Consider the following 22,521-nt stretch of genomic DNA (forward strand, 5'->3'; position numbering starts at 1 on the left):
TATGGCGGCGGTCACGGCGGAAGCGGTGGTGGCAATGGTGGTGGTCACGGCGGAAGCGGTAGTGGCGGTGGGGGCGGTGGTGGCAGTCACAGCGGAAGCGGTGGTGGCGGCAACAGCGGCAGTGGTCACAGCGGCAGCGACCATGGCTCGGGCCATTCCGGCAACACCGCCTCATCCTCGTCCGGGCGCAGCGGCACCCACAACGAGCCGGGGGATGACCATGGGGTACATCGCGCTGGTGAAGTAGGTGATGACCACGGGGTACATCGTGCGGGTGAAGTCGGCGACGACCGCGGCGTTCATGCCAACGGAGAAGTCGGCGACGACCGCGGCGTTCATGCCAACGGAGAAGTCGGCGATGACCGTGGTGTGCATGTCGGCGGTGAGCCAGGCGATGACAAGAGGTCCTGACGGGCGCTGGTCACCCGAGCACCACACACATCTGTAGGAGCTGCCGCAGGCTGCGATCTTTTGATCTTGTTTTTTTCGAAGATCAAGACCAAAAGATCGCAGCCTGCGGCCCCTCCTACGAGGGTTCGTTATGTGCCTCAGACCTCGGTCTGATCCAGCCGCTCACGCAAGAATTCGATCAACGCCTGCACAGGCCTCGACCCCTGGCGATGTTGCGGGTACACCGCCGACAACGTCAGCGGCTCCGGCCGAAACTCATCCAGCACCGGCACCAGCCTGCCATCTTTCAAGGCCGCCCCGACAATAAACGTCGGCAGGTACGTAACCCCCATACCGGCAATCGCTGCGTCTTTGAGCAATTCACCGTTGTTGACCCGCATCCGCCCGGTGACCTGCACGGCCAGTGGTTTGCCCTGCCCTTCGAAACGCCATTGCACCTGACGGCCATGACCGTAAGGCAGGCAATCGTGGGCGATTAAATCTTCGGGTTTAAGCGGCGTGCCACGCTCCGCCAGATAAGCCGGGCTGGCGCAATACACACGCTCGATGGACGCGATGCGACGAGCAATCAGCGTCGAGTCTTCCAGCGTTCCGATGCGCAATGCCAGGTCATACCCCTCGCCAAGCAAATCCACCGGGCGATCACTCAGGTCGACTTCCACGGTGACATCGCGATAACGCTGCAGAAACAGCGGCAGCAAACACCCCAGATGAGCCAGGGCAAACGACAGCGGCGCACTCACCCGAATCGTGCCGCGCGGCTCCGTGGTCTGCCCGGCGATGCCCTGCTCCACTTGCTCGACTTCACCCAGCAGGCGCAAGGCTGACTCGTAATAACTCTGGCCCAGCGGCGTGACGTCCAGACGCCGGGTGGAACGGTTGAGCAGCCGCACCCCCAGACGCTCTTCGAGTTGCATCAAACGTCGGCTGACGAATTGCTTGGAAAGCCCCAGCTGATCGGCCGCCGCGGTGAAGCTTCCGGAGTCCATCACCTGACAAAAAATACGCATATCTTCAAAAGGGTTCATTGTCACGTCCTGGTTGACAGTCAAACACTTTATAGCGGCTTTTTCCTTTTCCGGCACCCTATTAATCTGTGTTCACCCCGCATGCTCCCGCCGGGACCTTCTTCTCACATTAAAAGGATTTGCCCACATGAACCTCGTCAAGAAAACCCTGACCGCCTCCCTCCTCGCCCTTTCCGTCAGCAGCGCGTTTGCGGCGGGCAGCCCCGGTGTCGAACACAACACCCAAGCCTTCCTCGAAGCCCTCGCCGCCGGCGGTGGCAAGCCCCTCGAGCAGTTGAGCCCGAAAGAGGCCCGTGCAGTACTGACCGGTGCGCAGAATTCAGTGAAGGTTGATCTGTCGGGAGTGGACGTCAGCGACCGCGCCATCAAGGTCGACGGGCAAACCATCAACCTGAAAATCGTTCGTCCGGCCAAGGTCAAAGGTGAATTGCCGGTGTTCATGTTCTTCCACGGTGGCGGTTGGGTGCTGGGCGATTACCCGACTCACCAGCGTCTGATCCACGACCTGGTCGTCGGCTCCGGTGCCGTCGCAGTGTACGTCGACTACACGCCTTCACCGGAAGCGCAGTACCCGACCGCAATCAACCAGGCCTACGCCGCCACCCGTTGGGTCGCCGAGCACGGCAAGGACATCGGCGTCGATGGCAAGCGCCTCGCGGTGGCCGGCAACAGCGTCGGTGGCAACATGGCGGCGGTCGTGGCGTTAATGGCCAAGGAACAGAAAACCCCGGCATTGCGCTTCCAGTTGCTGATGTGGCCGGTGACTGACGCCCGGTTCGACACCGGGTCGTATCAGCAGTTTGCCGAGGGCCATTTCTTGACCAAGGGCATGATGAGCTGGTTCTGGGACAACTACACCACTGACGCCGGCGAACGCGCGCAGGTCCATGCGTCGCCGTTGCAAGCCAGCGCCGAACAGCTCAAAGGCCTGCCAGCCGCGCTGGTGCAGACGGCGGAGTTCGACGTGCTGCGTGATGAAGGCGAGGCCTACGCCCGGCATCTGGATGCGGCCGGTGTGCCGGTCACGGCAGTTCGCTACAACGGCATGATTCACGACTTCGGGTTGCTGAATCCGCTGAGCCAGATTCCTGAAGTGAAAGCGGCGGTGCGTCAGGCGGCGCTGGAACTGAAGACGCATTTGAACTGAGTTCCTTGCGACCTCGCGAGGCTGCGAGGCTGCACCGATCCCCTGTAGCAGCTGTCGAGCCTGCGAGGCTGCGTCCGGCTGCGCAGCAGTCGTAAAATCAGTCGATGTGGTCGTTCAGGAAGACCGCGTGTACAGGATTTGCGACTGCTGCGCAGCCGGACGCAGCCTCGCAGGCTCGACAGCTGCTACAGAGTCCGTATTGTCCTGACAAGTTCGACAGCTGCTACAGAGTCCGAATTGTCCTGACAGGCTTAACAGCGGCTACATCGAACGCATAACATTCTCCCTGGAGCGTCCCCCCATGTCCTTCCTCCTCGCCCACCTGCTCTCCTTGAGCGCCCTGCTGCTGGTGATCGACACGGTGCTCTGGCACCTCGCGCCGTTCAAACACCGCGTCGTTCGCGTGGGTGTGCGCCTGGCGCTGTTTCTGGTGTTCAGCGCGCTCATCATCAACGCTGGCGTCAGCCCGTTGCAGGCACCGCTGTTTGCCGATGATTCCGTGGCGCAAACAGGGGCCACGGCGCTGGGGATTCTCTGGTGGTTGTACGCGGCACGGGTGCTCACCGAGGTCATCGGCCTGATCCTGATGAGGCGCATCGGTCACAGCGGTCGGTTGCTGCAGGACGTCATCGGCGCGCTGGTGTTTCTGATCGCCATCGTCGCCGCGGCCGGTTATGTGCTGGAGCTGCCGGTCAAGGGATTGCTCGCGACTTCAGGCGTGGTGGCGATCGTCGTCGGTCTGGCGCTGCAAAGCACCTTGAGCGATGTGTTTTCCGGCATCGTACTCAACACCACCAAGCCTTATCAGGTGGATGACTGGATCGTGATCGACGGCGTGGAAGGCAAGGTACTCGACATCGACTGGCGCGCCACGCACCTCCTCACCAGTGCCGGCAGTACGGCAGTGGTGCCGAACTCGGTGGCGGCCAAAGCAAAAATCGTCAACCTCAGTCGGCCGAGCAACATGCACGGCGTCTCGATCAGCATTCAAGTGCCCAACCACATCCGCCCACGCCGAGTGCTCGACGCACTGGATCGCACGCTTCAAGGCAGCAGCAGCCTGTTGTTGAATCCGGCGCCGAAAGCCGTGCTCAAGGAGGCCGGCGAAACCATGTCCGAATACGTGGCCAGCGGCTTCATTACCGAGCTGGGCAAGAAAAGCGAAGTGCGTAATCAGCTGTTCGACCTGGCGCATCGGCATCTCGAAGCGGCGGGTATTTCCCGGCAGCTCGATGGCGTGATCGAACCCTCCACCCGCGCCCGTGCCTTGCTGGACGAAGTGAAAATTTTCCGCTCCCTGAGCGAAAACGAACGCGATGAAATGGCACGGTCCATGGTCCCGCAGCAGTACGCGGCAGGCCAGGTTGTGCTGGAATTGGGCGAGGTACCGGACAACCTGATGGTCATTGCCACGGGCGTGGCCAGCGCGACCGTTCCCGACGGTGACGGACACACCGAAGCCGGACGCATGGGGCCGAGCGAGGTCATGGGCGAACAGAGCATCCTGACCGACACGCCATCGATGGCCACGTTCACCACGTTGACCTCGTGCATCATCTACCGGATCGACAAGTCATTGACCCGAAACTGCATGGAGCAGCGCAGCGAGGTGGGTCTGGCGTTGAACAAATTGCAGGCCGTGCGGCAGCAGAACAGCCGTTTGGCGTTGATGGCCAAACCGGTGCACATCAAGAAAAACGGCTTTTTGAGTTGGCTGCAAAAACGCCAGAATGTATGAGCAGACCTGTAGATATGGAGCTGGCCACATAAGAAATGACGCGCATTGGCGTAATGCTGTAGGCATACATTTGTGGCGAGGGGATTTAGCGAAACGTCGCACCGCCCCGTTCGGCTGCGAAGCGGCCCCAAAACCTGCAACCGAGGTGTATCAGGTACACCGCGTGTGATGGTTTTGCGCCTGCTTCGCAGCCGGACGGGGATAAATCCCCTCGCCACAGTATCGTGATTGCCTGAAACTATTACTGGTGCTCGCTTATTTGGAAGTCAGCACCGAATAGCTGTTCATCAGGTTGCGATAGTTCGGGATGCGCGGCGACAGCAGGTTTGCCAGGCCTTCCATGTCGTTGCGCCAGTCACCCTGCAGCTCGCAAGCCACCGAGAACCAGTTCACCAGTTGTGCACCGGCTGCAGCCATGCGCGCCCAGGCGGCTTGCTGCACGGTTTCGTTGAAGGTGCCGGAAGCATCCGTCACCACGAACACTTCAAACCCTTCAGCCAGTGCCGACAACGTCGGGAAGGTCACGCACACGTCGGTCACCACACCGGCAATGATCAACTGCTTACGGCCAGTGGCCTTGACCGCCTTGACGAAATCTTCGTTGTCCCAGGCATTGATCTGGCCTGGACGTGGAATGTACGGCGCGTCCGGGAACTGCTCTTTCAACTCTGGAACCATCGGGCCGTTCGGGCCATTTTCGAAGCTGGTGGTGAGAATGGTCGGCAGCTTGAAGAACTTGGCGACATCGCCCAAGGCCAGCACGTTGTTCTTGAATTCGTTCGGCGAGAAATCCTGAACCAGCGAGATCAGGCCCGTCTGGTGGTCGACCAGCAGGACAACCGCGTCGTCTTTGTTCAAGCGTTTGTAAGGCACATTGCTCATGTAAAACTCCTCGATGGATGGGTGTTACAGACAGCGTCGACGCAATCGGTCGACGCTTTTTTGTGAGTGTCAGAAGGCAAAACACGAGCAGCCGAAAGCGCCCCAGAACCCGGCGAAATCGCTGACTGGCGCGTTCGATAACCGTGCCCGGTCGTGGCTGTGGGCGTGTACGCCGCAGGGGCCGCTGCAATGGTGAACCTGCGCCTGCATCGGCGAGGTCGGGCGCCAGTGGCCAGGGACTTTCACCACGGGCGACCAGTCCGGCAGCACCGGGACGCTGGCCGGCCCGAGTTTTTCGAAGTCACCGGCGGCATACACCACTTTGCCGCCCACCACGGTCAACACCGATTCGATCCACTTGATGGCTTCTTCATCGACGCTGAAAAAGTCTGCGCTGAGCGCCGCGACGTCAGCCAGCTGGCCGACTTTGATCATGCCCTTCTTGCCCTGTTCGGAAGAGAACCAGGCGCTGCCGTGGGTAAACAGTTCCAGCGCGGTCTGCCGGGAAAGGCCCTCGCTATGCAGCTCCAGACCACCGACGGTGCGACCGCTGACCATCCAGTACAGGGAAGTCCACGGGTTGTAGCTCGACACCCGCGTGGCGTCGGTGCCCGCGCCCACCGGCACGCCCTCGGCCAGCATGCGCTTGATCGGCGGCGTCGCTTCGGCGGCTTTGGCGCCGTAACGCTCGACAAAATATTCGCCCTGAAAAGCCATGCGATCCTGAATCGCAATGCCACCGCCCAGCGCCCTCACCCGCTCGATGTTGTGCGGGGTGATGGTTTCGGCGTGATCGAAAAACCACGGCAAGCCATTAAACGGAATGTCGCGATTGACCTTCTCGAAGACGTCGAGCATGCGACTGATGGATTCGTTGTAGGTGGCGTGCAGGCGGAACGGCCAGCGCTGTTCAACGAGATGGCGGACCACCGGTTCCAGTTCGTCTTCCATGGTTTGCGGCAGGTCTGGACGCGGTTCAAGGAAGTCCTCGAAATCCGCCGCCGAGAACACCAGCATTTCCCCGGCGCCGTTGTGCCGCAAAAAGTCATCGCCCTGATGCAGGGTCACGCTGCTGGTCCAGTTCTTGAAGTCGGCCAATTCTTCCTTGGGCTTCTGGGTAAACAGGTTGTAGGCGATGCGAATGGTCAGTTGCTGGTCTTTGGCCAACTGCTCGATCACCTGGTAATCGTCCGGGTAATTCTGGAAACCGCCACCGGCATCGATGGCACTGGTCAGCCCGAGACGGTTGAGTTCACGCATGAACTGGCGCGTCGAGTTGACCTGATACTCCAGCGGCAACTTCGGGCCCTTGGCCAGCGTCGAGTACAGAATCATCGCGTTGGGACGCGCCACCAGCATGCCGGTCGGATCGCCGTTGGCATCGCGGACAATCTCGCCACCCGGCGGATTCGGCGTGTTGCGGGTGTAACCGGCCACGCGCAACGCCGCACGGTTGAGCAACGCACGGTCATACAGGTGCAGCACGAACACCGGTGTGTCCGGCGCCGCCTGGTTGAGTTCTTCGAGGGTCGGCATGCGTTTTTCGGCAAACTGGAATTCGTTCCAGCCACCCACTACCCGCACCCATTGCGGCGTCGGCGTGCGATCAGCCTGTTCCTTGAGCATGCGCAGCGCATCGGCCACGGACGGCACACCTTCCCAGCGCAGTTCCAGGTTGTAGTTCAAACCGCCGCGGATCAGGTGCAAGTGTGAATCGTTGAGACCGGGGATCACACAACGTCCCTTGAGGTCGATCACCTGGGTATTTGCACCCCGCAACGCCATGGCCTGCGCATCGGTCCCGACCGCGACGAAACGGCCTTCGCTGATGGCCACGGCGCTGGCGAGCGGGTTTTCCCGGTCAACGGTATGGAATTGGCCATTGAACAGAATCAGATCGGCGTTCATCGCGTTTCCTTAGGCGTAGTGGAAGAGGACAGCCAGGGCGCGAACAGGCGCGTCGCCATCGGCATAAACAGATAAACCACCGACACCACGATGGTCAGGGTGATCAGGAAAGTCGCGACGAAGTAGCTGGAGAGAAAGGCATTGAGGCGCAGCACCGGCCCCCAGATCAGCGGCACCAGCAAGGTGTGCGGCAGAATCACCAACAGTGTCACCACGGCCTGCTTCCAGCGTGGCGGCGGCGTCGAAGCGTCGACCTGCGGCGCGAACCAGAACTCGTTGACCGGGTTGACTTCGGTCTGGTCGCCGTCGGCAAGCATCGGTGTGGCTTCGTTCACCAACGCCAGCCGTTGCGGCGAGTCGAGCCAGCGCTGCATCGCCTCCGTAGAGCAAAAGCGCAGCACGCACGTGTAGAAATCCAGGCCGGCGCTCTTGCCCCGAACCACGTCCACGCCCAAGTGCCCTTCCTGTTGTCCGGCAATGGCAACGATGTTGCGCAACCAGGCTTCATACGGCACTTCAAAACCGGCCTTGACCCGGTGTTTGACCACCAGCGTCACGACCTCCTCAAAACCCTTTGCAGGCGTGTCGAGTGAGTTTGATTCAGGCATAACGCAAGGCTCCGGAAAAACGCACAAACCCCCGACATGCAAGTCGGGACATGAGTGGATAGTGCCGGTACGGGTGCGGGGGAAATTGGATGTGTGTGCTGTTTTCGTGTCAGGTGTAAAAGCACCATGGCTGGAGTAAGTCTGTTCGCAGCCCGGTGTAGGTGGTGCCTGGGCCACCGCAATCGCTAGCAGGCTAGCTCGCACTGTTTAGACAGGGGTACATCCGTGGGCATCAGGTTTGGAGGCAGGCCGCCATCGCTGGCAAGCCGGCTCCCACAGGATCGAGTACAGCCGCATGAATCGCGGTCGGCTGACAGGCCGTCATCGCGAGCAGGCTCGCTCCTACAGTTTGATCGGGTACATCCGCGTGAATCAGGTCGGTCAATCGGACGCTATGGTCGGAATGCCGCCCAGAGCAAACTGTGCTCCTACAGAAGATCCCCCCCCACCGCCATTGCCCTTCACCACTCAAGGCCGAGCGTTAGCTCGCCTGCAAGCTTTTGATTTTGATCCACCCGCCCCGTCGGGAGGCCGAGTGGAGGTGTTCATCTGGGGGGCAGGCGCGAAGCGCCGTGCGGCGAAGCCGCACACATCGAGAGGAGGTCGTCGCGAAGCAGACCGTAGGCGATGCCCCCAGATGGACACCGGAGCGAGGGAACACCGAGCTTTAGCGAGGTGCCGTACGCTTGGGGCGAGCCTTTTTTTGCTTACTTTTTTTTGGCGTTTGAAAAAAAAGTGAGTCGCCGTAAGGGCGAAACCCTAAGTGGCCGTTACCGCAGCAATGGATATGTACACCTGCAAAAAATGGGTCGGCGGTCAGACCGCCATCGCAGGCAAGCCAGCTCCCACAGGAACGAGTACAGCCGCGTGAATCGGGTAGGCTGCCAGACCGCCATCGCGAGCAGGCTCACTCCTACAAGGGGATCGGGTACAGATCCAAGAGCCTGGGAGCCCCGAAAACCAACTCGTCACGACAAAACAGGCAACGGCCTGGACATGAAATCACTGATCCGCGACCGCAACCAGCGCTCCGCCGGATCGTTATCATGCACCCCACTCCACGCCATCGACAGCTGCGCCGCCTCAATCGGAAAAGGCGGATCCTCAGCACGCAACGCACACCCCTCAACCAACGCACACGCCGCATAATCCGGCACCGTAGCGATCATCTCGGTGCCCGCCAGCAACGCCCGCAACCCACTGAACTGCGGCACCCCCAACACCACCCGCCGGCAACGCCCGATCTTCGCCAGATCCAGATCGATGTTGCCACTCAGATCGCCCGAAAACGACACCATCGCATGCGGTCGCTCACAGTATTCATCCAGCGTCAGCGGGCCCGGCCGTTTATCACCGCGCAAAATCTTGCAGGGAATGTCGCGCAACGTCTTGCGCTTGGCATTGGCCGGCAGGTCCGTGGTGTAACTCACCCCGACGGAAATCTCCCCCGATGCCAACAACGCCGGCATCAACAAAAAATTCGCCCGTCGCACCACCACAATGATCCCCGGGGCTTCCTCGCGCAGGTGCGTTAACAACGGCGGAAACAGACCGAACTCGGCATCGTCCGACAGCCCGATGCGAAACACATCGCTACTGGTCGTCGGATCGAACTCCTTGGCCCGGCTGACGGCGCCCGAGATGGTGTCCATCGCCGGCTGCAGCTCCTTGAGAATCGCCAGCGCCCTCGCCGTCGGCTCCATGCCACGGCCGTTGCGCAGCAGCAACGGATCGTCAAACAGGTCCCGTAACCGACCCAACGCCGCACTCACCGCCGGTTGCCCCATGAAGAGTTTTTCGGCGACACGGGTCAGGTTTTTTTCGAACATCAAGGCCTCGAAAATGACCAGCAGGTTCATGTCGACGCGGCGTAGATCATTACGGTTCATTGGCACGGTTCCTTAGGTGTTCAGCCAGGCGCGAGGAGGATGATTGTGTCTGAGTTTGCTTGAGAGCGCCCGGCATAAAAGTGAAATTAACAACGATTAACTCGCCAGCCAGACCCCTGCGAACAAGAATGAGTTTCACCGACACGGACCTCTGCCATGGCTCACTTTCAGCAAAACACCGCCCGCGCGGCAGTCACTGAAACGCGAAAGAAAAACACCGGTGGTTTGACTCCGTGGCGCGAACAACTGGCCAAGCAACTGATTCTCGAGCGCCTGGGTGAAACCGTGGAAGTGACTGAACTGGCGCGCGCCTGCGCCCTCTCGCGCAGTCATTTTTCCCGCGCCTTCAAGTGCAGTACCGGGCTCTCGCCCCAGGACTGGATTCGTCACCAGCGCATCGCCCGTGCCAAGCAACTGATCCAGAGCACCGACCTGTCCCTGACGCAAATCAGCCTGGAGTGCGGTTTCTGCGACCAGGCACATTTCTGCCACATCTTCACCCGCAGTGAAGGCATCAATCCGTTTGCATGGCGCTGCCGGACTGTGCGCAGCCAGCCCGTGTCCTGCGCCTACACATCTCAACTTCACGCTCGATAGTCCCGACGAAGCCTGAACGTCCAAACCTCGCGCCCAATTCCCTGACAACGCCAAACCTGTAGCAGCTGCCGAGCCTGCGAGGCTGCGTCCGGCTGCGAAGCAGTCGTAAACCCGGTAAACGCGGTCTGTCTGAAACACCGTGTCGTCAGGTTTTACGACTGCTGCGCAGCCGGACGCAGCCTCGCAGGCTCGGCAGCTGCTACAGGTATTCGGCGCAGCCTGATGCTGCCGGCGCGGATGCAGGCCTGCGTCGTTGTGCGTCAATCATTCAGGAATGCCAGCAGATCAATTCAATGGACGGGCCATGCGTTCGGCGAGGCGCGCCACGCGCTCGCCCAGATGCGCGGCGGTGCAGCGATCTTCAGGCGGTGGCGCCTGTTCGGGGGGTTGCTCGACGTTGGACTGGGCCATGGCGCCCAGCGAGCTGCCGAGGCGATTCATTTGCCCGTCGAACACCCCGGTGCCGGAGCGCGCGGGCAACAGGTCGAGGCCGACCCAGATCATCGAATGCTGCGCAGCGAAGACCGCCATCTGCAGCAAGGTGTTGAGTTTGTCGCCGCACAGGCTGCCGGAATTGGTGAAGCCGGCGGCAAGTTTGTCGCGCCAGGGTTGGGCCAGGTAGAACGCGGCCGTGGCGTCCATGAAGGCCTTGAAGGGCGCCGAGGCGCTGCCCATGTAAGTCGGGGCGCCGAAGATGATCGCATCGGCGCGGTGCAGACGGTCCCAGTGATCGTCCACCTCCTCCACCGGAACCAACTGGCAGGTACTGCCCAAATGCCGCTCCACGCCCAGCGCCACGGCTTCGGCCATGACCCGGGTGTGCCCGTAGCCGCTGTGATAGACCACCACCACATTGCTCATTCCGAGATTGCTCCAGACGCGTTGAATTCCTTTTCAGGCTGTGGGGTTGCTGGACGGTATCGGGCTGCCAAAGCCGTCACCGCAAAACCTGCAGGAGCCAAAATGATGCGCATCCGTAAACCGCAAAACCGCAGCCTCGCTGCCCACTCAGATCAGAGTTTTGGCCCTGTCACTCGCCGCGACGAGTTAAACGTTGTTAATTTTCAATCGCGCGCCAAACATCTGGACGCGCCGCTGACCACCGCTACGCTGAGTCAATACGGCGCCTGCGACAATTACGTGAAGGCGCCGGTCACGACGAACACCCGGGAGTCATCCAGCCCGCTCGTTGCACTGGCGACCAAACCTGAGGAATATGCTCGGAAACCGCGTACTAGACGGATGCAAGCAGGAGTGTCGCGTTGACCCTTTCCCCCACACAGGCCATCCATTTCGGCCCTTACCGGATCTACCCTGGACGACGTCTGGTGCTTGAGGCCGACCAGCCTCTGCGCCTGGGTCGGCGTGCCATGGATATTCTGTTGATTCTGCTGGAGCACGCAGGACAGGTGGTCAGCAAACAGGACCTGATCGCCGGGGTGTGGCCCAAAAGCGTCGTGGAAGACATCAACCTGCGGGTGCACATGGCGGCCCTGCGAAAAGCCCTTGGTGACGGTCAGGCCGGCCAGCGCTACATCATCACCATTGCCCAGCGCGGGTACAGTTTTGTCGCGCCATTTTCCCTGGAGCAGGTCGAACCCCATCCCGTCGGTGAAGCGGTCGAACCCAGCCGCCATAACCTGCCCATCCGTAACACCCGCCTGATCGGCCGCCAGACACTGGTCGACAGCCTGATGACGCAACTCGCGCGCCAGCGTTTCATTACCCTGGTCGGCCCGGGTGGTATCGGCAAGACGACCGTGGCCCTGCGCGTTGCCGAACAACTGATCGGGCGTTACCGCGACGGGATACGCCTGCTGGACCTGGCCCCGATCAACGATCCGCTGATGATTACCGCGCACCTGGCCACGCTGCTCGATTTGTCCCTGCACGATGCCGAGCCGATGAGCGGCCTCGTGACGTTCCTGCGCGAGCGGCAAATGCTGCTGGTGATCGACAATTGCGAACACCTGATCGACGCTGTCGCACTGCTCTGCGAAGACATTCTGCGCGGCGCGCCTCAGGTGCACATCCTGGCCACCAGCCGGGAAGGTTTGCGGGCCGAGGGCGAGTTCGTTCAACGCCTGGAATCCCTGGATTGCCCGCCGCCGATTGCGGTGCTTGATCGAGACCAGGCGCTGACGTTTTCGGCCCTGCAATTGTTTGTCGAACGGGCCATGGCCAGCCACGACAGCTTCGAACTGACGGACGCCGACCTGCCGCTGTTGATCGACATCTGCCATCGCCTGGACGGCATTCCGTTCGCGATCGAACTGGCGGCGGCGCAAGTGGGTCGCTTCGGCCTGAGCGGTTTGCTGACCCAACTGCAGAGCAGTTTTCGCCTGCTGACTCAAGGCTCTCACCTGAGTCTGGCGCGCCATCAAACCTTGCGGGCGACCCTGGATTGGGGTTTCGAACTGCTCAGCCCCTGCGAGCAAACCTGCCTGCGTCGCCTCGGTGTGTTCAGGGGCGGTTTTACCCTGGAATCCGCGGCGGCCGTGATCGTCGGCGGACAGATCGAACCGTGCGAAGTGTTCGGCTCGATCACGCAACTGGTGGCCAAGTCCCTGCTGAATGTGGAGGTCGGTGACGAAGAGGTGTTCTACCGCCTGCTCGACACCACCCGGGGCTATGCGCTGGAAAAACTCGACCAGGCCCATGACTTGCCGGATACCCGCAAACGCCATGCCGAACGCTGTCTGGCGCTGATGAGCCAGGCCGCGCGAGACTGGGAGTTGGTCCCGACAAACCTGTGGATCGAGCGCTACGCCCGAAGCCTGGCGGACATCCGCGCCGCCCTCGACTGGGGCCTTAACGCCGAGGGGCCCCAGGCGCTGGCCATCCAATTGACGGCGACCTCCACGCCGCTCTGGCAGGAACTGTCGCTGCTCAAGGAACACGGCACTTATGTGCGTAAGGCCCTGGCCCTGCTCGACGCTACGTCAGCGCCCTCCCCGCTGTTGCAGATGACCCTCAAGCTCGCGCTCGGCAGTTCCTGCTACCACAGTCAGGGCGGTACGACCGAAACCATCGAAGCGTTCGTCAGCGCTCGATCCCTGGCCAGACAGTGCAACGATGTGGCCGGCGAATTGCGGGCGGTGTCCGGGTACATGGCGGTCAACCTCAGCTGCGGCCACTATCAGATGGCGCTGGAGCAAAGTCAGCAATTCGACCGGTTGGGACTGCACGGCGAAGAAGTGTTGTCCCTGAGCACGCACCGTTTGCGCGTGCTGGCCCTGCACTTCGCCGGTAATCAGCGACTGGCGCGGGTAAACGCTGAACAGGTGATCCAGCGCATGGCCCAGAGCGGCCACCTCAACCGATTCACCCACGGCTTTGGCGTGCAATACGACCAGAGCGTGGCCTCGCTGACGATTCTGGCGCGCATCCTCTGGCTGCAAGGCCAGCCGGAACAAGCCTGGCGCACGGCCCGGCAGGCACTGGACATCGCGCTCCAGATCAATCACGGCACGTCCATCTGCTACACCCTGGCGCTGGCGGGCTGTCTGATCGCGCAGTACAACGGCGACACCGGCACTGCTCGCGAACTGTTGCGCTTACTGCTGGAGCAAGCCCAGAAGCATTCGGTCCAGCTGTTCTACAACTGGGCGCAACACTATGCGCAGGTGATCGGTGGTACCGGGGTCAAGGTCGTCCCATTGCCCGGTGCCGGGCTGATCAACGAAATCATGGTGACGCTGGACACCGGGTGTGTGGATGAGGCGTTGGTGCTGAGGGCGAACACGGGGGCGGCCGGTTGGAGTACGGCGGAGATTTTAAGGGCCAGGGCGTTGGCGTTGATGGCGGAGGATCAACCGACCGAAGCCGCCGCCTGCAGCAGGGTTGAGACGGCCGAGACTATCTTGATCAGGGCGTTGAACGTGGCGCGCAGTCAGGGTGCGCTGGCGTGGGAACTGCGAAGCGCGACGGCCTTGGCACAGCTGTGGCAACGCCAGGGAAAACGGCTGCAAGCACATGAATTGCTGTCGCCGATTTATGAGCGTTTCAGCGAAGGGTTTGCCACGCCGGACCTGGTCAACGTCCGGCAATTACTCGACGAGCTCCAGGGGCACTTGCACGCCTGACACCCAGCTCGCCCTGCTCACGTAACGGGCGTAACGCGCCTCGAACAGACGCAGTTCGCCGCTGTGTTCGAGCTTCTCCAGGGCATAAGTGCGCGTGGTATTGAGGAAGCGATAGCGCCCGGTGCCGTTGGTCCGCTCCAGAGACAGCAGCGATTGGGCGACAAGCCGGTCCATCAGCGCCTTCAAGCGGACGGGGTTCAGCACCTCGCAACTGATCACGCCGATGGCCGCATCGAGGGTGAACGACAGGTTGAACACGGCCAGGCGTTGCAACACGGTTTGCTCCGTCTGACTCAACCGTTCATAACTCCAGTCCAGCGCAGCTTTGAGGGTTTGATGCCGTGGCACGGCGGTGCGCCGCCCTTGGGTCAGCAGCTGGAAACAGTTATCCAGCTGAGCCTGCAACCCGACCAACGCCAGCGCATCGATTTGCGCCGCCGCCAGCTCGATGGCCAGCGGCAGCCCATCGAGACGCCGACAGATTTCACGGACCGCCTTGAGGTCCTGTTCACGCAGCACAAAGCCTTGCTGACGGGCGCGGGCCCGGCTGACGAACAGCTGCACCGCCGAATAGCCCATGACCTCGGCAACGCTGTGCATCGCCGAGGCCGGTGGGACGGCCAGGGGTGGCAGGCGCTGGACGGTCTCCCCTGCCGCCAGCAAAGGTTCGCGGCTGGTGACCAGAATCGACAGTCGAGGCGCCGCCTGCAGCAAATCATCGACCAGCGTCCGGCAACGCTCCAGCAGGTGCTCGCAATTGTCGAACACCAGCAAGGCATGACGCTGGGCCAGGACATCCAGGGTTGTTCCGACTGGCAATTCAAGACTTTGCGTCAACTGATCGACCACACGCGCCGGGTCATCGATCACCGAGAAATCCACCCGCCAGACCCCATCTCGATAGTGCTGCAACAGCAGTTCGGCGACCCGCAAGGCCACGGTGGTCTTGCCGATACCTCCCGGGCCGACCAGGGTCATGAGACGCCGAACCGGCAACTGCCTGACCAGACTGCCAACAATCGAATCCCGCCCCGTCACCGGTGTAAGGCGCGCGGGCAAATTGTGCTGGGGGTTTTGCGCCGTCTCGAGCGAGACCAGCGCCTCCACACTCTCGGCCTGCACAGTGGCAACGAAGCTATAGCCGCGCTGAGGTACGTTGACGATGTAGCGGTGGCCGTTCTGTCCGTCGCCCAGCGCCCGACGCAACGCCGCGATGTGCACGCGCAGGCTGATTTCTTCGACCACGGAAGTCGGCCATACCCGGGCGATCAGCTCGTCTTTGCTGACCACGGTGCCGGCATGTTCGACCAGCACCTGTAAGATATCCAGCGCCCGACCGCCCATGCGCAAAGGCCGATCACCTTCCAGGATCAGCCGTTGTTGCAGGTGAAAGGCGTACGGGCCGAATCGCAGCACCGTATCGCTGTTCAAATCTCTGAGACTGTTCATGCACTTCACGTGCTGAAATCTGGTCCGGCGCGCCCATTGCACGCCTATCTAGATTCCCGCACCTCCATTGCAATTGGTTCTCATCTATCTTGGCAGGCATCGGTGACAGCACAACTGCGCAGATGGGAGCGTCACGGCCATCTCGGTGCGCACAACGGACAATTGCCCCTAGCTGAACTGCTCGCGGTACTGGGACGGGGTCAAACCGAGCTTTTCACTGAACAGGAAACGCATGTGCCGAACGCTGCCGAAGCCGCTTTTGAAAGCAATGGTCTTGAGCGGCAACTCACTGGTTTCCAACAGGTTTCTGGCATTGTCGATGCGTGCGCTCTGAAGGAATTCCATGGGCGTCATGTTTACGTCCCGGGCAAAGACCCTGGCGAAATGCCGTGGGCTCATGGCTGCCAGACTGGCCATGCAATCGATGCTGAAGGGCTTATCGAGGTGCTCAAGCACATGGTTCTGGACCCGTGTGATGGCAGTTTCGTGGGGAGCCACCGCCGCCATCAAGGGGCTGAACTGCGCCTGGCCTCCTTGGCGTTTCATCACCACCAACAGCACTTTCGCCACGTCCTGGGCGACTTTCTTGCCGTGATCTTCGGCCACCACAGCCAGTGCGAGATCAATGCCGGCGGTAACGCCTCCGGACGTGATGAGGTTGCGGTCTTGCACGTAGATCTGATCGGTCTCGACGGTTGCCTTGGGGAAGCCCTTGATCAGCCGTTCGGTGTAATGCCAGTGAGTGGTCACGCGATACCCGTCGAGCAAGCCGGCGTGCCCGAGCACGAAGGCACCGGTGCAGATCGATCCGTATCGACCGGCTCGATGGCTCGCGCCTCGAAGCCAGTCGAGCAACGGTGGGTGTTTTTCGTTGTAAGCGCCCGGCCCACCGGGGACCAACAGCAGGTCATAGCGGTCGCTCGCTTGATCGATGTGCACATCCGCCGTGATGTTGACGCCGTTGGAAGCCCGCAGTGCGCCATGCTCGGTGCCGATGGTCGCCAGTTCATAACGTTGATCTTGCGCCAGGTATCGGTTGGCGATGGAAAACACCTCCATCGGGCCGGCCATGTCGAGCAGGAGAAAGTCGGGGAACAGCACCATTGCCACTGTTTTCATGGGATGGATTTCTTTGAGGTCGATAAAAAGGAACGGGTATTACGCCGCCCCCTGAAGGAGCTTGAACGAGCGCTTGTCATTATGGCCAAGTGCGGCGCAGACGTTGGATAAGAATAGGTGATGCACCGCACATTACTGTCAACCTCAACGGGACAGTGTTTCAATTTTCGTCTACTTATTGCATCCACCAGTAACCATTAACCTTCTCCTCACTCGGACGAATCAACGTCCACACAGGAGAATTCATCATGCTGACCCTTCGCAAAGCTTCCGATCGCGGCTTGGCCAATCACGGTTGGTTGAAGTCCTTCCACACCTTTTCCTTTGCCAACTACCGCAACCCCAAAGAGCAGGGTTTTTCCGACCTGCTGGTGATCAACGATGACCGTGTGGCGGCCGGTAAAGGCTTTGGCCAGCACCCCCATCGCGACATGGAAATTTTCTCCTATGTGCTCGAAGGTGCGCTGGAACACAAGGACACCCTGGGCACCGGTTCGGTGATTCGCCCTGGCGATGTGCAGTTGATGAGTGCCGGCAACGGCGTCGCCCACAGTGAATACAACCACTCGGCGACACGCCCGGTGCACTTCCTGCAAATCTGGATCGTGCCGGACGTCAGCGGCGCCAAACCGCGTTATCAGCAGGAGCATTTCAGCACGCAGAAAAAACGCGGACGCTTGCAGCTGATCATTTCGCCGGATGGGAGCAACGGCTCGCTGAAGGTGCGTCAGGATGCACGGGTGTACGCCGCGCTGATCGACGGCAAGGAGAGCGCCACCCTCGAGTTGGCCGCCAATCGATACGCCTATGTGCATGTAGCCAGTGGCAGTGTCGAGCTCAACGGCATGCCGTTGCAGGAAGGCGATGGCGTGCGGGTTCGCAATGAGCAGGTGTTGACGTTGAGCAATGGCGTGGATGCCGAAGTACTGGTGTTTGATTTGCGGCCGCAGGAATTACCTGAAATGCCGTAAGAACAATCCCGAACCCTAGCGACTGGCGTCCGCAGTTGTGGCGAGGGGATTCAGCGAAACGTCGCACCGCCCCGTTGGGTTGCGAAGCGACCCCAGGATTTTCTACCAGCGCTACGCACTGGAACGGGGATAAATCCCCTCGCCACAACTGCCTCGGCAGCTGCTACAGGGATTTGGGGATTTGTTTGTTACTCACCACTCCCGGAAAAACCCGCAACCACTTCTTCGATGACCGCACGCACCCGTGCGGTATGTCGCAGATCCGCATGGGTGACCAGCCACACGTCGTAGGGCACCGGTCGTGTGCGCTCCGGCCACACCCGCACCAGCCCGTCCCGCTCCCCCATGTACACCGGAATTTCCCCCAGCCCGATTCCCGCGGCAATGGAACGGCGCACCAACAGGCCGGAACTCAGGCTTGAGACGATGCGCCCGCGGGTCACCGGTTCAGACACCAGCGTCATGTCCTTGTTGCCCTGCAAATACGGCTGGTACACCACCAGGTCATGCCCCTCGAACGCCGAACCCGGTTGCGGCAGGCCATGGGTATCGACATAGGCTTGCGACGCAAATAGCCCCACCGGCCACCGGGCAATTCGCCGGGCAATCAGGTCCGGGTTCTCCGGCCGGGTGTTACGCACAGCGATGTCGGCCTCGCGCTTGGCCAAACTTAGAATCTGCGTGGAAGCGTCCAGTTGCACCCGCACATCGGGGTGCAGGGCGTGCAACCGGGCAATCGCCGGGATCAGAAAGTCGATGGCCAGAGAGTCGGTGGTGCTGACCCGGACTGTGCCCGTCAGCCGGTCATCCAGGCCTTGAATCTGACGTTGCAGTTGCAGCGCGGAATGCTCCATTTTTTCCACGGCCTGCAACGCCGCTTCGCCAACTGCCGTCAGCACGTATCCCTCTGAGGTGCGCAAAAACAACGTTGCGCTCAAGGACTTTTCCAGCGACGTAATGCGACGGCCGACGGTGGCCTGATCGACCCCCAATACCCGCGCCGCGCCCCTGAGCGTCAACTCCCGGCACACCGCGAGGAACACCCGCGCGTCATCCCAATTCATAACCACTCCCCCGTTGATGCATCGATGCATCACGATAACGCAGAATCGCTGCGTTATTGCATCAAAGATCCGGGATAGGCTGAAGGCCGGAAGAACCTCTCAGGACATTTGCCATGCACAATTCATCGAGTCACCCGCCGAGTGCGATCTGGCTGCCGATCTTCGCCGGTCTCTGCGCCAGCCTGGTCAGCATCGGCCTGGCGCGGTTTGCCTATACGCCGTTGATTCCTTCGTTGATTGAGGCGCACTGGTTTTCGGCCAGTGACGTGGTTTACCTCGGTGCCGCCAACCTCGTGGGCTACTTGATCGGCGCGCTGATCGGCCGACCGCTGGCCCATCGCACGTCCAACAAAAGCGCGCTGCGGCTGATGATGCTTATCGTCACCCTGTCGTTTTTCGCCTGTGGTTTCCCGTTGTCAGTGAGCTGGTTCTTCGGCTGGCGCCTGCTGTCGGGCGTTGCCGGTGGCGCGATCATGGTGCTGGTGGCCGCGACTGTGTTGCCGCACGTACCGGCAGCCCGTCGCGGACTGGCCAGCGGGGCGATTTTTCTGGGCATCGGCTTGGGCATTGCGGGTTCCGGGACCCTTGTGCCGCCGCTGCTGAGCCTGGGTTTGCAGCAAACCTGGTTCGGCCTTGGCGCGTTGGCCCTGGTGCTGACGGCAGCAAGCTGGTTTGGCTGGCCGTCGGATACTCACGCAGCAAGCGTATTGCCCTCGGTCAACGAGACGAGGCACCCGACGGATAGGGGCGTGTACCTGTTGTTTGCCCAGTACGCCTTCATGGCCGCAGGGCTGGTGCCGGCGATGGTGTTCCTGGTCGACTACGTGGCTCGCGGGCTGGGTGCCGGACCGCATGTGGGTGCGCTGATCTGGGTCATGTACGGCCTCGGCGCGATCATCGGCCCGGTGAGCTATGGTTTTCTCGCGGATCAATTGGGGGCGAAGATGAGTATTCGCCTGGTGCTGGTGGTGCAGGCGATTGCTGTGGGGCTGCTGTCGATCTCCAGCTCGTTCACGACCCTCGCGGTACTGGCGGTGATTCTCGGTTCATTCCCGCCAGGCATTGTTCCACTGGCGCTGGCCCGGGTGCATGAGTTGATCCCGAGCCATCATCAACAGCAGGTTGCCTGGAGTCGCGCAACGGTGTCATTCGCAACGTTCCAGGCGATTGCAGGGTTTGCGTACTCGGCGTTGTTCAATGTGAGCGGCGGCCATCACGCGGTGTTGTTCGAGATTGCGGCGGGGGCCATTGTGGTGGCGTTGTTGCTGGAGGTTTTAACGATCAAAAGATCGCAGCCTCGTTTCGCTCGACATTTCCTGCAGGATGACGCCAATTCCTGCCGTCCCTTGTAAGCCTGTACGCCTGTAGGTGCTGTCGAGCGAAACAAGGCTGCGATCTTTTGACCTCCCTCCCAAATACACGGTCCCATCTATTGGAACCCTTCAAATCAGGACAGCAAAAATGACCTTGCCCCAGACCATGACCTTGATCGAAATCACCGAACCAGGCGGCCCGGAGGTATTGAAACCTCGGCAGGAACCCGTGCCGACCGCCGGTGCCGGTGAAGTGCTGATTCGCGTACACGCGGCCGGCGTCAACCGTCCTGACGTGATTCAGCGTGCGGGCAAATACCCGATGAAGCCCGGCATGAGCCCGATCCCGGGCCTGGAAGTGGCCGGCGAAGTGGTAGCCATCGGCGCGGGCGTCAGTGAGTTCATCGTCGGCGATAAGGTCTGTGCGCTGACCAATGGCGGCGGTTATGCGCAATTCTGCGTCGCACCGGCCAGCCAGACACTGCCGATTCCTCAGGGCATGGATTGGGTCCACGCGGCGGCGGTGCCGGAAACGTTCTTCACGGTGTGGGCCAACCTGTTCGACATCGGCGGTGCCAGCAAAGGCCAGCGCGCTTTGGTCCATGGCGGCACCAGCGGTATTGGCACGACTGCATTGATGCTGTGTCGCGAATTCGGCGTCAAGGCGTTCGCCACGGCGGGCAGTGAAGAAAAGTGTGCGGCAATCCGCACGTTGGGGGCCGAGGCGATCAACTACCGCGACCAGGATTTCGTCCAGGTCGTGCAGGACAAAACCGCTGGCAAGGGCGTCAACGTGATCCTCGACATTATGGGCGGCTCGTACCTGAATCAGAACATCGCGGCACTGGGCATGGAGGGTCGACTGGTGATGCTGGGTTTTCTGGGGGGTGCCCATGCCAAGGACGTCGATCTCATGGCCATTTTGGGCAAGCGCGCGACCATCACCGGCTCCCTGATGCGCTCGCGTACCCGCGAAGAAAAAGCCTCGATTGCCGAACAGCTGCGCGAATACGTCTGGCCTGTTCTGGCTGCTGGACGCTGCCTGCCCATAATCGACAAGGTCTACCCGCTGGCCGACGCCGCTCAGGCCCATGCGCGAATGGAAGCCGGTGATCACATCGGCAAGATTGTGTTGCAGGTGCAGTAATCGCGCGCCCTGTAGCAGCTGCCGAGGCACGAGGCTGCGTCGGGCTGCGCTGCGGCCCCCGGGGGCGGTCCTGCGGACACGCAACGCAGCCTCGTGCCTCGGCAGCTGCTACAGGGTGGGTGCCACGGTCTGTCGATAATTTCCCCGTCTGCGCCGCGCTTCTGTTAAAAACCGAACTTCAGATGGCTTGCCGGTGACTGATACACATGACCTCTTCCCTCCTCGCTCTTCTGCGCCGACGCTGGCTGTCGCTGTCGTGCATGGCCGTGCTGATTGTCGGCCTGCCGGCGAGTTGCGGGGTGCTTGAGCACAAAGAGCGCGAATTGCTGTTTCGCATCGAGCCTGGCACCGCCCGCTGGTATCGCGGTTTGCCGCAAGACGTTCAGGAGTTCGACATCAAACCCGCCAGCTTCAAGGCAGGTCAGAGCCTGCACGCCTGGTGGTGGCCGGCCGCGCGTCGCGATGCGCCGTCGATCCTGTATCTGCACGGCGTACGCTGGAACCTGACCGGCCAGGCGTTTCGCATTGAGCAACTGCGTGCCATGGGTTATTCGGTGCTGGCCATCGACTACCGCGGCTTCGGTCAAAGCAAGGGGGATTTGCCGTCTGAAGCCAGTGTCTACGAGGATGCACGAGCGGCCTGGGAGCGTTTCACGGCCATGCAGCCGGATGCCAACAAGCGCCTGATCTATGGTCATTCCCTTGGGGGCGCAGTGGCCATCGACCTTGCTGCAGACCTGGCAGCCCAGGCAAAAAAAGACCACGGCCCGGTCCCCGTCCGCGGCCTGGTGATCGAGTCCACCTTCACTTCGCTGGGTGATGCAGTGGCGCAGGTGGCCGACAATAATCTGCCGGTGAAATGGCTGCCGGTGCGCTGGCTGCTGTCACAGAAGTTCGACTCCATCGACAAGATCGTCGACATCGACATGCCCTTGCTGGTGGTCCATGGCCTGGCCGATCAGTTCATGCCATCGCGCTTCAGTCAGCAACTGTTCAACGCCGCCAACGAGCCCAAGCGCCTGTTACTGGTGCCCGGCGGTACGCACAACAACAGCATGAGCCTGGGTGGTGCGCAGTACCGGCAGGCCCTCGACGGCTTGATGAAAGCCAGGCCGCCGCAGGTCGCCGGGCCAACGACCGCTCACGGCGGTCACGATTCCTGAGG

Annotated in this window: 19 protein-coding genes; 10 read left to right on the plus strand and 9 right to left on the minus strand. The window is 61.3% G+C overall.

Features of this window, described 5'->3' with window-relative positions; all coding sequences use genetic code 11:
• A partial coding sequence (locus AC3ZVB_RS04550) for a hypothetical protein (RefSeq protein ID WP_490145867.1) occupies positions 1 to 411 on the plus strand: 411 nt, incomplete at its 5' end.
• 137 nt (positions 412 to 548) lie between these two features.
• Here AC3ZVB_RS04550 and AC3ZVB_RS04555 read toward each other — a convergent pair.
• Positions 549 to 1,439 (minus strand): LysR family transcriptional regulator, encoded by an 891-nt coding sequence (locus tag AC3ZVB_RS04555; protein WP_194693520.1) that lies wholly within the window; start codon positions 1,437 to 1,439, stop codon positions 549 to 551.
• A 127-nt stretch (positions 1,440 to 1,566) separates the two neighbouring features.
• Here AC3ZVB_RS04555 and AC3ZVB_RS04560 point away from each other — a divergent pair, with 127 nt between their 5' ends.
• Both AC3ZVB_RS04560 and AC3ZVB_RS04565 read left to right on the plus strand, forming a co-directional pair.
• Positions 1,567 to 2,586: an alpha/beta hydrolase gene (locus AC3ZVB_RS04560; protein WP_162441052.1), complete on the plus strand. Its 1,020-nt coding sequence runs from the start codon at positions 1,567 to 1,569 to the stop codon at positions 2,584 to 2,586.
• A 301-nt stretch (positions 2,587 to 2,887) separates the two neighbouring features.
• Positions 2,888 to 4,324 (plus strand): mechanosensitive ion channel domain-containing protein, encoded by a 1,437-nt coding sequence (locus AC3ZVB_RS04565; protein ID WP_490145868.1) that lies wholly within the window; start codon positions 2,888 to 2,890, stop codon positions 4,322 to 4,324.
• A 255-nt stretch (positions 4,325 to 4,579) separates the two neighbouring features.
• On the opposite strand, the gene ycaC is transcribed toward AC3ZVB_RS04565, so the two are convergent.
• The 4 genes from ycaC to AC3ZVB_RS04585 form a co-directional block, all read right to left on the minus strand.
• A complete protein-coding gene (gene ycaC / locus AC3ZVB_RS04570) occupies positions 4,580 to 5,206 on the minus strand; it encodes an isochorismate family cysteine hydrolase YcaC (protein WP_008032694.1) in 627 nt (208 codons plus the stop codon).
• 69 nt (positions 5,207 to 5,275) lie between these two features.
• A complete protein-coding gene (locus tag AC3ZVB_RS04575; RefSeq protein WP_490145869.1) occupies positions 5,276 to 7,114 on the minus strand; it encodes an amidohydrolase in 1,839 nt (612 codons plus the stop codon).
• The gene (locus tag AC3ZVB_RS04580; RefSeq protein WP_490145870.1) at positions 7,111 to 7,722 is read right to left on the minus strand and encodes an antibiotic biosynthesis monooxygenase; all 612 of its coding nucleotides are present in this window, start codon (positions 7,720 to 7,722) and stop codon (positions 7,111 to 7,113) included. The genes AC3ZVB_RS04575 and AC3ZVB_RS04580 overlap by 4 nt, the downstream gene beginning before the upstream one ends.
• A gap of 968 nt (positions 7,723 to 8,690) precedes the next feature.
• On the minus strand, positions 8,691 to 9,611 hold the full coding sequence (locus AC3ZVB_RS04585) for a LysR substrate-binding domain-containing protein (protein ID WP_162441048.1): 921 nt from the start codon (positions 9,609 to 9,611) through the stop codon (positions 8,691 to 8,693).
• A 156-nt stretch (positions 9,612 to 9,767) separates the two neighbouring features.
• Here AC3ZVB_RS04585 and AC3ZVB_RS04590 point away from each other — a divergent pair, with 156 nt between their 5' ends.
• The gene (locus AC3ZVB_RS04590; protein WP_490145871.1) at positions 9,768 to 10,208 is read left to right on the plus strand and encodes a helix-turn-helix domain-containing protein; all 441 of its coding nucleotides are present in this window, start codon (positions 9,768 to 9,770) and stop codon (positions 10,206 to 10,208) included.
• A gap of 285 nt (positions 10,209 to 10,493) precedes the next feature.
• Here the strand turns inward: AC3ZVB_RS04590 and AC3ZVB_RS04595 are convergent, their stop codons facing one another.
• The gene (locus tag AC3ZVB_RS04595) at positions 10,494 to 11,069 is read right to left on the minus strand and encodes a flavodoxin family protein (RefSeq protein WP_490145872.1); all 576 of its coding nucleotides are present in this window, start codon (positions 11,067 to 11,069) and stop codon (positions 10,494 to 10,496) included.
• A 102-nt stretch (positions 11,070 to 11,171) separates the two neighbouring features.
• Between AC3ZVB_RS04595 and AC3ZVB_RS04600 the strand changes: the two genes are divergently transcribed.
• Positions 11,172 to 11,474: a hypothetical protein gene (locus tag AC3ZVB_RS04600; protein WP_490145873.1), complete on the plus strand. Its 303-nt coding sequence runs from the start codon at positions 11,172 to 11,174 to the stop codon at positions 11,472 to 11,474.
• Positions 11,471 to 14,293 (plus strand): ATP-binding protein, encoded by a 2,823-nt coding sequence (locus AC3ZVB_RS04605; RefSeq protein WP_490145874.1) that lies wholly within the window; start codon positions 11,471 to 11,473, stop codon positions 14,291 to 14,293. The genes AC3ZVB_RS04600 and AC3ZVB_RS04605 overlap by 4 nt, the downstream gene beginning before the upstream one ends.
• Here AC3ZVB_RS04605 and AC3ZVB_RS04610 read toward each other — a convergent pair.
• Together AC3ZVB_RS04610 and AC3ZVB_RS04615 are read right to left on the minus strand one after the other, a co-directional pair.
• Positions 14,258 to 15,742, minus strand: coding sequence for an ATP-binding protein (locus tag AC3ZVB_RS04610; protein ID WP_490145875.1), 1,485 nt, complete (start codon positions 15,740 to 15,742; stop codon positions 14,258 to 14,260). The two genes, AC3ZVB_RS04605 and AC3ZVB_RS04610, sit on opposite strands and share 36 nt — an antisense overlap.
• A gap of 168 nt (positions 15,743 to 15,910) precedes the next feature.
• On the minus strand, positions 15,911 to 16,861 hold the full coding sequence (locus AC3ZVB_RS04615; RefSeq protein ID WP_490145876.1) for a GlxA family transcriptional regulator: 951 nt from the start codon (positions 16,859 to 16,861) through the stop codon (positions 15,911 to 15,913).
• A 248-nt stretch (positions 16,862 to 17,109) separates the two neighbouring features.
• On the opposite strand from AC3ZVB_RS04615, the gene AC3ZVB_RS04620 reads away from it, so the two are divergent.
• Positions 17,110 to 17,832 carry a pirin family protein gene (locus AC3ZVB_RS04620; protein WP_162440703.1) on the plus strand — a complete coding sequence of 241 codons (723 nt, stop codon included), beginning with the start codon at positions 17,110 to 17,112 and terminating at the stop codon, positions 17,830 to 17,832.
• Positions 17,833 to 18,020: 188 nt separating this feature from the next.
• Here AC3ZVB_RS04620 and AC3ZVB_RS04625 read toward each other — a convergent pair whose 3' ends face one another.
• Positions 18,021 to 18,896 carry a LysR family transcriptional regulator gene (locus tag AC3ZVB_RS04625; RefSeq protein WP_162440704.1) on the minus strand — a complete coding sequence of 292 codons (876 nt, stop codon included), beginning with the start codon at positions 18,894 to 18,896 and terminating at the stop codon, positions 18,021 to 18,023.
• A 113-nt stretch (positions 18,897 to 19,009) separates the two neighbouring features.
• Here AC3ZVB_RS04625 and AC3ZVB_RS04630 point away from each other — a divergent pair, with 113 nt between their 5' ends.
• The 3 genes from AC3ZVB_RS04630 (at position 19,010) to AC3ZVB_RS04640 (ending at position 22,519) form a co-directional block, all read left to right on the plus strand.
• Positions 19,010 to 20,248 carry a YbfB/YjiJ family MFS transporter gene (locus AC3ZVB_RS04630; protein ID WP_490145877.1) on the plus strand — a complete coding sequence of 413 codons (1,239 nt, stop codon included), beginning with the start codon at positions 19,010 to 19,012 and terminating at the stop codon, positions 20,246 to 20,248.
• A 109-nt stretch (positions 20,249 to 20,357) separates the two neighbouring features.
• Positions 20,358 to 21,356: an NAD(P)H-quinone oxidoreductase gene (locus AC3ZVB_RS04635; RefSeq protein ID WP_162440706.1), complete on the plus strand. Its 999-nt coding sequence runs from the start codon at positions 20,358 to 20,360 to the stop codon at positions 21,354 to 21,356.
• 206 nt (positions 21,357 to 21,562) lie between these two features.
• Entirely contained in the window at positions 21,563 to 22,519 is a 957-nt protein-coding gene (locus AC3ZVB_RS04640; RefSeq protein WP_162441110.1) for an alpha/beta hydrolase, read from the plus strand.
• Positions 22,520 to 22,521 lie beyond the last annotated feature (2 nt).

It is taken from the genome of Pseudomonas sp. MDV22-iso1, assembly GCF_058145095.1.